The sequence below is a fragment of the Escherichia sp. KCJ4928 genome (assembly GCF_004352695.1).
Taxonomy (GTDB): Bacteria; Pseudomonadota; Gammaproteobacteria; order Enterobacterales; family Enterobacteriaceae; genus ECMA0423.
Genome location: NZ_SJWV01000461.1, coordinates 1 through 918 on the forward strand (window position 1 = coordinate 1; position 918 = coordinate 918).

1 pseudogene is annotated in these 918 nt (G+C 38.0%); it reads right to left on the minus strand.

Annotated elements, in window-relative coordinates:
- A pseudogene (locus tag E0D98_RS24845) lies at positions 1–610 on the minus strand (AIDA-I family autotransporter YfaL); the annotation flags it as partial.
- Positions 611–918: the final 308 nt, after the last annotated feature.

Genomic DNA, 918 nt, shown 5'->3' on the forward strand with positions numbered 1-918 from the left:
CGCCATCACTGTAACTTGTTGATGTATATGCCTGGTTGTTATCAAAAATAACATCACTTAAATAGACGTCATTATTAATGGTATAAATTGCGCCACCTTTGCCATCATTAGCGATATTATTGCGAAACATGGCGTTAGTGACACGTAAATCGACGGCACCAGTATCATTAGTACCAGAAGAATAGATTGCGCCACCATAGCCGCCTGCGACGTTACCGGAAAAAATAACATCAGTAAGATTCAGCGTTGAGTTTTCTTTAGCAAATATGGCCCCGCCGTTATTATATTCTCCTGTAACGGTGTTATTGGCAAACAGAGTCATTCCAGTTTCATTTTCTGGTAATAGTGAAAATTCCGCTCCTTGTTGCAAAAATACGGCTCCTCCGCTGGCGTTATTGGTCATATCCGAAAAAACCAGCCATTGCCCATCGGCGACACTCCAGTCCTGCGTAATGCCTGAAAGGCTTTGCCTGCTGGCGTGACAACTCGCTTTGATATCATATCCCTGGCATAAATCAATGGCCGCCGCGAAACCGTTAGCAGAGAAAAGAGATGCAATCATTGACGGGAGTAGAGATAAATACTCCTTGCGTAGAAAGATAATCCGCATATTCATCTAACCATCATTTTATATAAGACGGCATATTTAAACGCATTATACAATATGGGTTATCTTTCTTTTGTAAATTGTCCAACCCGATGCAATGGCTATTTTGTTATTATTTGATGAATAGTATCAGTGCGTCATAATTCAAGTTAATAACCTTAAGGGATACCAGTTATATTTAAACTAAATTAAAGTAATGAATAATTTTCTTATAATATAAGGTAAATTAACAAAATGGCTTCGCATTTAACAATAACCGAATAGAAAACAACCATTTCGACATCAACAATCGCTTACATTCGTTTATATAT